This window comes from Streptomyces torulosus, assembly GCF_001419765.1.
GTDB lineage: Bacteria > Actinomycetota > Actinomycetes > Streptomycetales > Streptomycetaceae > Streptomyces > Streptomyces torulosus.
The window spans coordinates 1-8,360 of sequence record NZ_LIRK01000546.1 but is presented as its reverse complement, the minus strand read 5'-3'; the positions used below and the strand labels follow the sequence as shown (position 1 = coordinate 8,360).

The following is an 8,360-nucleotide window of genomic DNA, read 5'->3' as shown; positions in this document are numbered from 1 at the left end:
GTCGGGCGCCGGTGCGGCGGGCGGGGTGACGGCGTCGATGATGGTCAACAAGGGCTCCTTCGCTGCGATCGGGCGTCGGCCGTGCGGGGCGTTACCAGTAGTCGGGAAGGCTGTAGCGGTCGGTGTTGGTGGCGTGCCACTCATGGCTTCCGGCCACCCAGGCGGCGACCGCGGTGACGTAGCGCTCGATCGGCGGGGAGGTGGCGGACAGCGCCGCGGACTCCTCCTCGAACGCCTCCATGATCCGGTTGTGGATCTCGACGGCCTTCAGATAGGCCGCCTTCAGCCCGCACCGCTCGTTGGCGGCGATCACCACGGGCAGATTCAGATGGTCGGGGTCATGGGTCAGCTCCTTGGTGAAGGAGTACAGGTCGTTGACGATCGTGGCGGCGTTGCCCGCGAGGGCGGTGATCCGCTGGACCTCGGGCCGGGCGTAGAGAGCCTCCGGCAGCTCCCAGCCGTCCACGGCGTCGACCACCGCGAGACAGGGCCGGAAGTTGTTGAACTGCCGCATCACCAGGTACTCCCACACCCCCGGCATGTGCGCGGTCTCCGCCCAGGCGGCCTCACCGAGATAGCCCAGATGCAGCCGGGCCAGGTCGTGGACGAGCCGGTCGGTCTGGCTGGGCGTGGCGAACACCGCGTAGTCCCGCAGCGCGAAGCGGTACGAGCGCAGCGGCCCGTCGGCCCGAACGCCGTGCTGCCACCGCTCCTCCAGGTCGGGGGTGCCGTGGAACGGGTCGAGCGCCGACTGGGCCATGAGCAGCCGACCGCCGAGGCCGCGCGGCGATCCGCCCTTGCCCTCGTCCACCTCGCAGTAGACGTTGTCGACGAGGTGCTCGGCGAGGAGCAGTTTCCCGGCGGCGGTGAGGTGGTCGATGCCGGCCGCGCCCGGATGCGCGAGCACGATCGCCCGGCCGAGCCCGAACCGGTCGAACTGGCCCCGCCACTGCCGCGGGAACAGGTCGAGGCGGTCGGCCCACGCCGCGAGCCTGCGGTCGACCTCCGCGACCTTCGCGGGATCGGCGGGCACGGCCGGCCGGTACCGCAGTCCGGGAATCGCGCCCCCGTCACGGGCTGGGGACCGACGGGTGAGGCGGGGCGGCCCCGGAAGCCGGGTCGCGGTCCCGACGCCAGGCGCCGAAGATTCGCTCATTCCGGCATCCATCCGATCTGCACGTTCTCCAGGATCCCGGCGGCGTCGGGCACCAGCACGGCCATCGAGTAGTAGGCCGTGACCAGGTAGCTCATGATCGCGGTGGTGTCGATGCCCATGAACCGCACGTTCAGCGACGGCTCGTACTCCTCGGGGATACCGGTCTGGTGCAGGCCGATGACGCCCTGGTCCTTCTCACCGGTGCGCAGCGCGATGATGCTGGTCGTGTGCTGCGCGCTGATCGGGATTTTGCCGCACGGCAGCAGCGGGACCCCGCGCCAGGCCGGTACCTCGTGACCGCCGAGGCTGACCGTGCCGGGCGACAGTCCACGCCGGTTGCACTGCCGGAAGAAGGCCGCGATCGCCTTCGGATGGGCCAGGAACATCCGGGTCTTGCGGCGCATCGACAGCAGCTCGTCCATGTCGTCCGGGGTCGGCGGCCCGGAGAAGGTGCTGATGCGCTGCCCGTAGTCGACGTTGTGCAGCAGCCCGAACTCGCGGTTGTTGACCAGCTCCCACTCCTGGCGTTCCCGGATCTCCTCGATGGTCAGCCGGAGTTGCTGCTCCGTCTGGTCCATCGGGTGGTTGTAGAGGTCCGCGACGCGGGTGTGCACGCGCAGCACGGTCTGGGTGAGCGACAGTTCGTACTCGCGGGGCGCGAGGTCGTAGTCCACGAAGCCGCCCGGCAGAGTCAACTCGCCCACATGGCCGGCCTCCAGGGGGACATCCGCTTCGCCCTTGCGGTTCATCGGCTTGTTTTGCCGGTCGGCGAAGGCGTCGAACTGGGCCCGCAGCGACGGGGTGCGGTCCACGAACGCCATCAGCGTGTCCCAGTTGAGCGCCAGCACCACGGCCGACGTCTCGGCCCGCACGGAGCTGAGCCACAGCGGGTCGGCGTGGCCGATCGCCTCGTCACCCAGCCCGTCGCCGTCGGCGATGACGCCGAGGACCTCCTCCTCCCCGTACTTGCCGGTGGTGTACCGGGTGAACCGGCCGTGCACCACGAGGTACGCCTCCGTCACCGGCTGCCCGGCGTCGACCAGCACATGGCCGGCCCGCACCTCACGGACGCGGAAGCGCTGCGAGATCTCCCTGAGCGCCGCGAGGTCGGAGTAGCCGCGCAGCGCGGGCAGTTCGGTGAGCGTCTCCGGGATGACCTTGACGTCGTCGGCGCCGTTCTGGTCGAACTGCACCCGGCCCCGGCCGATCCGTAGCTGCAGGCGCCGGTTGACCCGGTAGGTGCCGCTCTTGACGTCCACCCACGGCAGCATCCTGAGCAGCCACCGGGAGGTGATGGCCTGCATCTGCGGTGCGGATTTGGTGGTCGTAGCGAGCTGGCGCGCGGCCCGGGTGCTCAGACTGGTGCAGTGCGGTTCGTCGGCGGGATCCGGGGCGCTTTCGGAGGAACTTACGGGGGCGGTCACTTTCCCTCCCGAAGGGTGAGCGGACGTACGCGGATGTGCCGGGACGTGCGGGGACGCGCGGGAACACGGGCAGTCACCGGAACACCGGTCGACGGCGGTACGGGGAACTCGGGTGGCGCGCGTACGACGTGGTCGTGGGCGGATTCCGAGGCGATGGACGCCGCAGTGGCGGCGGTGAGCGGCGCGGGCGGCTGGGCGGTGCGCGTCGCAGGTCAAGACAAGCAGGCGGGGCGGCCGGTCGGGCACCGCGTGAAAGGGGCGACTTCGGGTCCTCGGGAGGCGGAAACCACCGACCGGGGCAGACACGGGGCCGCCTCGCGCACCCGCGCCCCTCGGCCGCGCCCGGCCCCGGCGCGTGGGGCGCACAACAGCCGCCCCACGCGAGGGGCAGCCAGGGCACGGTAGGGCGCGGGGATTTCACCCGGGCCAGGCGCGACCCGTACGGTTCCCACGAACGCGGTGGGCCGCATGGGATCTGGAGGTGGTGCTCCGTGAGCGCTCACGACGCGCCGGGCGACCTGGCCGTACTGCTCACCGGCCGTGCGTCCGTCGGCGAGCGCCCGTTCTCCGGCGCCCTCACCGAGGTCACCCTCGACGACGGCCGCGTGGTGATCGTCAAGCGGGCCGACGGGCCGGACGCGGCACGGGCGGAGGCGGCCGGACTGCGCTGGCTGGCCGAGGCGGGCGCGGTCCCCGTGCCGGCGGTCCACGGCCAGGAGGGGGACCGCCTGGTGATCGACCGGATCCGGCAGGGCTCACCCGGCGCCGCGGCGGCCACCCGCCTCGGGGAGTCGCTGGCCGCCCTGCACACCGCGGGAGCGCCCGCCTTCGGCGCCGCACCCCCCGGCGGACCGGAGCACGCCTCCATCGGGCACGCCCCCCTGCGGAACACCCCCGGTGCCGACTGGCCAGGCTGGTACGCCGAGTACCGGGTGCTGCCGTATCTGCGGCTCGCGGTCGACGACGGCACGATCCGCCCGGCGGAGGCCGCCGTCTTCGAGGAGGTCTGCGCGCGGCTGCCCGACCTCGCGGGCCCCGCCGAGCAACCCGCCCGGCTGCACGGCGACCTGTGGAACGGCAACGTCCTCTGGGGCGCCGACGGCCGTGCGTGGCTCATCGACCCCGCCGCGCACGGCGGCCACCGCGAGACCGACCTCGCGATGCTCGCCCTCTTCGGCTGCCCCCACCTCGACCGGGTGCTCGACGGCTACCAGCGGGCGGCGCCCCTCGCCGCCGGCTGGCAGGACCGCGTCGGCCTCCACCAGCTCTTCCCCCTGCTGGTCCACACGGTGCTCTTCGGCCGCGGCTACGCCGAACAGGCCCTGGACGCGGCACGGGCGGCGCTCGCGCGGTGAACGCGGGCGCCGCCCGGGGCGACGTGAACGGCGAGGAAAGCGAAAGGACTCGTTTCAAGGAGGAATGGAGAAGGAAGCCCCTTCATGGCCTCGCCTTCGGCCACGCTAGCACTCAGCCCGGAATCAGGTCGCGCAGATTTTCGAGGGTGATGATCCGGGAGTCCGGGTGCAGCCCCTCGGGGCGTTCGAGACCGATGTACGTGACCGGCTCGTCCGGGACGGACTCGCCGTCCCAGGACTCCACGGCCGTCGTCCCGTCGGCATCCGTCATCAGGCCGACGAGGTACCGCACCGTGAGCTGCTCCCGCTCCATGACGGCCCGCACCACTCGCGACACCGACGCCTGGTTCTCCTCGACCCGGTTGCCCGACGAGACGCCCTTCAGATAGAGGTGCAGCCACTTCGCCCTCCACCGGCCGTCCCGCTCCCGCTGGAACGCCAGCGGCAGCGCCACCCGACCCGGCCCGCGCAACTCCGACTTCATCCGCACGGTGCGCGGTTCGAACGGACGGCCCTTCTGCTCCCCGTCCCGCAGCATGAACCCGAAGAACGACTCCTCGGCCTCGTCGAACCCCTCACCCGCGTAGATGTTCACCTGCGGAACGACGAACGTGCCACGTACCCGGTCCAGGCCCAGGTTGATGAACTCCGAGGCCCCCTCCGGCGCCTCGGTGATGTCACCGGAGTGCTCGCCCCCGACCGTCTTGAGCGAGGTGTAGGAGAGCCAGCTGTCGGTGCTGTAGTCGGCGTTCAGGAGCAGCGCCGACAGGTCGTAGTCGGTCCGCCGCCCGCGCTCCTTCCAGTACACGAAGAAGCGCAGCAGCCCGCCGTCGACCGCCGACGCGGAGCCCCGTGGCAGCACCCCGAGCCCGGCGGTCGTCGCCCGGCCGCTGAGCGGCAGCGCCACGTCCAGGACGTCCGGGTCGACCAGCAGCCGGGCCGGCACCGGCAGGCGGCGCCGCAGCTCCGCGTCGAGGGCGGCGATCAGGCGCTCGCGGTCCTCCGCAGGCACGGCCGGCCGCACGTCGGCGGCGACCCAGGCCCGGCCCCGGCGGTTGACGAACACCCGGCGCTCGCCGGACTCCCGCTCCCGGTTGAGCAGATGCTCGCGCACCGCCAGCACGACCCGGCCCGACACCTGCGGGGCGACCTCCACGGCCGCGGCCACCACCGCGTCCCGCTCCTCCTGGCCCGCGGCGATCCGCAGCAGGTGGTCCAGGGCCCGGAACAGCTTGCCGGGCGCGGACCTCAGCAGGCCGACGGCGCCGGGGACGTCGCCCTCACCGAGCAGCCGCTGCGCGCGGCTGTCGAGGGACAGTGCCTCCTTCTCGCCGCGGGCCACGGCGAACACCTCGGCGGCGTGCGGCCACCGCGGGTACTCGTGCGGATGGAGGCGCTCACCGAGCCGCTTGAAGGGCTCGCGGTACGCGTGCACGTCGCAGAGCTTCGCGGGACTCTCCGCGACCACGGCGTCCAGGCCCGCGAGGAGCGCCCGGCGCACCGGACGCGGCACCGTCCGGAACCGCGTGGGCTCCCGCAGCGTCACGTCACCGCCCGACAGGGCGCAGGCCAGCCGCAGCACATCGGTGACGGTGTCCAGGAGCAGGTCGGCGCCGACGGCGAGGCGGGCCTCGTTGACGACCGCGCGGTTCTCCCGGACCGGGATCGCCTCGGGCTGCGGACCGGTCGCGCACCGCTCCGCGAGGACCCTCAGGTCGGCGAGGTGCTCCTCGCCCAGCGGTGTGGTGCTGCCCGCGAGCGCCAGATAGAGGGCGGTGACCTCGTCGTCCAGGGCCCCGCCGAGGTGCAGGACCGTCAGCCGGTCGCCGGCCGAGGCGATCAGCTCGTCCTGCACCGCGAGCATCTCCTCGTAGGTGTGCTGGTAGCGGCCGTACGACGGCAGGCTGAGCAGGTTCAGCACCCCGTGCGCCAGCTGGGAGAGCACGCTGCCGCGCGCCTTGCGGTCACGGAGCGCCTCGGCGACGCACCGCGTCCAGAACTCCTCGGTGTCCGGCACGTTCGCGGGGAAGTCGATGAAGTACGTGTTGTGCGCGACGTGGTCGCCCACCATCTCGCGCACCGTGCGCAGCGTGCGCGTGGCGGTGTGCACCACCGCGGCCCGCGACAGTCCCGACAGGTGCGCCAGCAGGTCGGCCGACAGCTTGAACCCCACCGACAGCAACGCGGCGTCGAACTGCCGCGCAGCGGCGGCGCCGTCCCCCGCGGCCCCCTCGGGGGCGGGCAGACGATGGGTGTGCCGGAGAACCACTGATGCGAGACGGTTGGCCATTCCGGGATGATCGCAGAGGTGTACGAAGCACCGCACAGGAGTTTTCCCGCCGCCCCGTGTCCGGCGCGCGGGTGACGCCATCACGCCCGGGACTTGAACCTCAGGCCGCGCAGCATGGTCTCGAAGCGGGTGAACGCGGCCGAGGTGTCGCGTTGCTGATCGGTGTTCACGGTGGTCCAGGCGACCAGCGGGGTCCGGTCGCCGATGTCGATGACGGCCAGGCGCAGCGCGAACTCGGGCTGGAGGCCGTAGCAGTCGTGCTCGGCGTTCCCGTCGGCGGTGGGGCAGCCGATGCTGCCGTTGAGCGACCAGTCGGTGGTGCCGGTCATCAGGGTCGCCGGATGCCCGTCGACGGTGGTCTCGTCCGTGTCCCGCCACCTCGCGTGGTAGTCGGTCTGCCCGCGCAGGAAGGCCAGGTAGGCGTCGTAGTTGCGGGCCGGCTTCACCGGGTTGTTCCGGCCGGGCGGATAGACGACCACCGGCAACAGGAACCGGACCCGGTCGTTCTCGCCCTTCATCCAGGTCAGGAAGGTGCGTGTGTCCTTCAGGGGGCGCACGCCCAGCGAGGTCGGCACCGTGACCGTCAGCGGCACGCCGAACGCCTTGCTGGTGTACACGACGGCCGACGCCGTGGGCCGGGCGGCGGCCCGCGAGGGCGGGGTCCGCGCCGTCGAGTCACCACCGCACGCCGCGAGCGTGCCCAGCAGCACCGACCCCACGACGGCCGCCCGGTATCGCCGACTCCACAGGTGTCTCGCCACAGCACGACTCTGAGCGACGGCGCGGGCCACGGCAATCGGAGGCACCCAGGAGAGCGAGCCCCCTTCGACGAGCGCCCCCGGCTTCGAGGCCGTGCCGTCGGAAGGGAGGGGCCCGCGCCGGTCAGCGCGTCGGCGTGCCGATCCGCAGCCGGTTGCCGTCCGGGTCGCGCAGTGCGATCTCGCGCGCCCACGGGGCCTGTTCCACCGGCACGCCGAACGCGGAGGCGAGCGTGTCGACGTCACGCACCCGCAGGTAGACCAGGGTGTCGGGACGGGCGTCGCCCTCGTGCTCCGACAGGAACAGCCGTATGCCGCCGCGGGCGACCTCGACGAACGCGGGGAGACCCGGTTCGAAGCGGTGCTCCCACTGCTGGGCGAAGCCCAGTCGCTCGTACCAGGCGACCGCGGCCGCGGCGTCCGCGACACGGAGAATGGGGATGACTTCCTCGTCCACCTCGTCCACCTCGTCCATGCGGCCCATGGTGGCAGCCCCCACTGACAACGCCGCCGGCCTCCGCCGTCGTCAGAGCGCCGCGTGCGTCTCCCGTCTGCGGCGCGCGTGGTCGAGGAAGCCTTCCAGGGCCAGTTCGAAGGCGGCGTCCGCGCGGTGGTCGCCGACCGCGTCGAGCGCCTCGGTGAGGCGCGGCGTGGCCGTCTCGTCGGCGATCTCCCACATGGCCTCCGGCGCGGCCAGATCGAGGGCCGAACCGAGGACGACGTTCTCCAGGGCGACCAGCACCGGCATCACGTCGGCGAGGGGGAAGCCCGCGTCGAGGAGCAGCGTGACGGCGCGCTCGTACTGCTCCAGGACGCGCGGGGCCCGCACCGGGGACGTCATGAGCAGCGGGATGGCCCGGGGGTGGGCGGCGAAGGCGGCACGGTAGGAGCGGGCCCAGGCCGCGAGGGCCTCGTCCCAGGGGCGCAGCTCCAGCGCGGAGACGTCGATGCGCTCGGTGACCCGCTCGCGCAGCAGTTCCACGATGCCGTCCCGGCCGTCCACATGGTGATACACGGATCCGGTCTGCACCCCGAGCCGCCGGGCGATCTGCGGGACGCTGAAATCGCCCTGTGCGTCGACGAGTTCGAGCGCGGTGGTGGTGATGCGCTCCCGGTCCAGCAGGGGTGTGCGCGGCCGTCCCATGGTGTCCGTCCTCTTCGGGGGTCTTCCCAGCGGTCGTGGTGAAGGTTACATTGCCAAAACCGAAAGCCTTTAGGTTTACCGGTCCGGGCGACCCCGCCCACCCGGTGGCCTCGTCACCCGCCCACCCGGTCGCCCTGTCCCCGCAAGCAGCCAGAAGGGCCTTCCCCGATGACCGTCACCCCCTCCGCGCCCAGCGCGGACCAGGCCGAGACCGAAGCGCCCGCCACGTACTC

7 protein-coding genes are annotated in these 8,360 nt (G+C 72.5%); 1 reads left to right on the top strand and 6 read right to left on the bottom strand.

Features of this window, described 5'->3' with window-relative positions; translation table 11 throughout:
• Nucleotides 1-91: 91 nt before the first annotated feature.
• Together AOK23_RS32825 and AOK23_RS32820 are read right to left on the bottom strand one after the other, a co-directional pair.
• Nucleotides 92-1,156, bottom strand: coding sequence for a family 2 encapsulin nanocompartment cargo protein terpene cyclase (locus tag AOK23_RS32825; RefSeq protein WP_107102926.1), 1,065 nt, complete (start codon nucleotides 1,154-1,156; stop codon nucleotides 92-94).
• Nucleotides 1,153-2,580, bottom strand: a complete 1,428-nt coding sequence (locus AOK23_RS32820) for a family 2B encapsulin nanocompartment shell protein (RefSeq protein WP_055716185.1) — start codon at nucleotides 2,578-2,580, stop codon at nucleotides 1,153-1,155. Before AOK23_RS32820 ends, AOK23_RS32825 begins: the two co-directional genes overlap by 4 nt.
• A 491-nt stretch (nucleotides 2,581-3,071) precedes the next feature.
• On the opposite strand from AOK23_RS32820, the gene AOK23_RS32815 reads away from it, so the two are divergent.
• Nucleotides 3,072-3,935 (top strand): fructosamine kinase family protein, encoded by an 864-nt coding sequence (locus tag AOK23_RS32815; RefSeq protein WP_240496673.1) that lies wholly within the window; start codon nucleotides 3,072-3,074, stop codon nucleotides 3,933-3,935.
• A 112-nt stretch (nucleotides 3,936-4,047) separates the two neighbouring features.
• Here AOK23_RS32815 and AOK23_RS32810 read toward each other — a convergent pair whose 3' ends face one another.
• From AOK23_RS32810 to AOK23_RS32795, 4 genes are all read right to left on the bottom strand, one after another.
• Nucleotides 4,048-6,225 carry a TerD family protein gene (locus AOK23_RS32810; protein WP_055716184.1) on the bottom strand — a complete coding sequence of 726 codons (2,178 nt, stop codon included), beginning with the start codon at nucleotides 6,223-6,225 and terminating at the stop codon, nucleotides 4,048-4,050.
• 80 nt (nucleotides 6,226-6,305) lie between these two features.
• Nucleotides 6,306-6,986, bottom strand: coding sequence for a hypothetical protein (locus AOK23_RS32805; protein ID WP_157878224.1), 681 nt, complete (start codon nucleotides 6,984-6,986; stop codon nucleotides 6,306-6,308).
• A gap of 121 nt (nucleotides 6,987-7,107) precedes the next feature.
• Complete coding sequence (locus tag AOK23_RS32800) at nucleotides 7,108-7,440, bottom strand: glyoxalase superfamily protein (RefSeq protein ID WP_055716187.1); 333 nt, start codon at nucleotides 7,438-7,440, stop codon at nucleotides 7,108-7,110.
• A 69-nt stretch (nucleotides 7,441-7,509) separates the two neighbouring features.
• Nucleotides 7,510-8,127: a TetR/AcrR family transcriptional regulator C-terminal domain-containing protein gene (locus tag AOK23_RS32795; RefSeq protein ID WP_055716182.1), complete on the bottom strand. Its 618-nt coding sequence runs from the start codon at nucleotides 8,125-8,127 to the stop codon at nucleotides 7,510-7,512.
• Nucleotides 8,128-8,360: the final 233 nt, after the last annotated feature.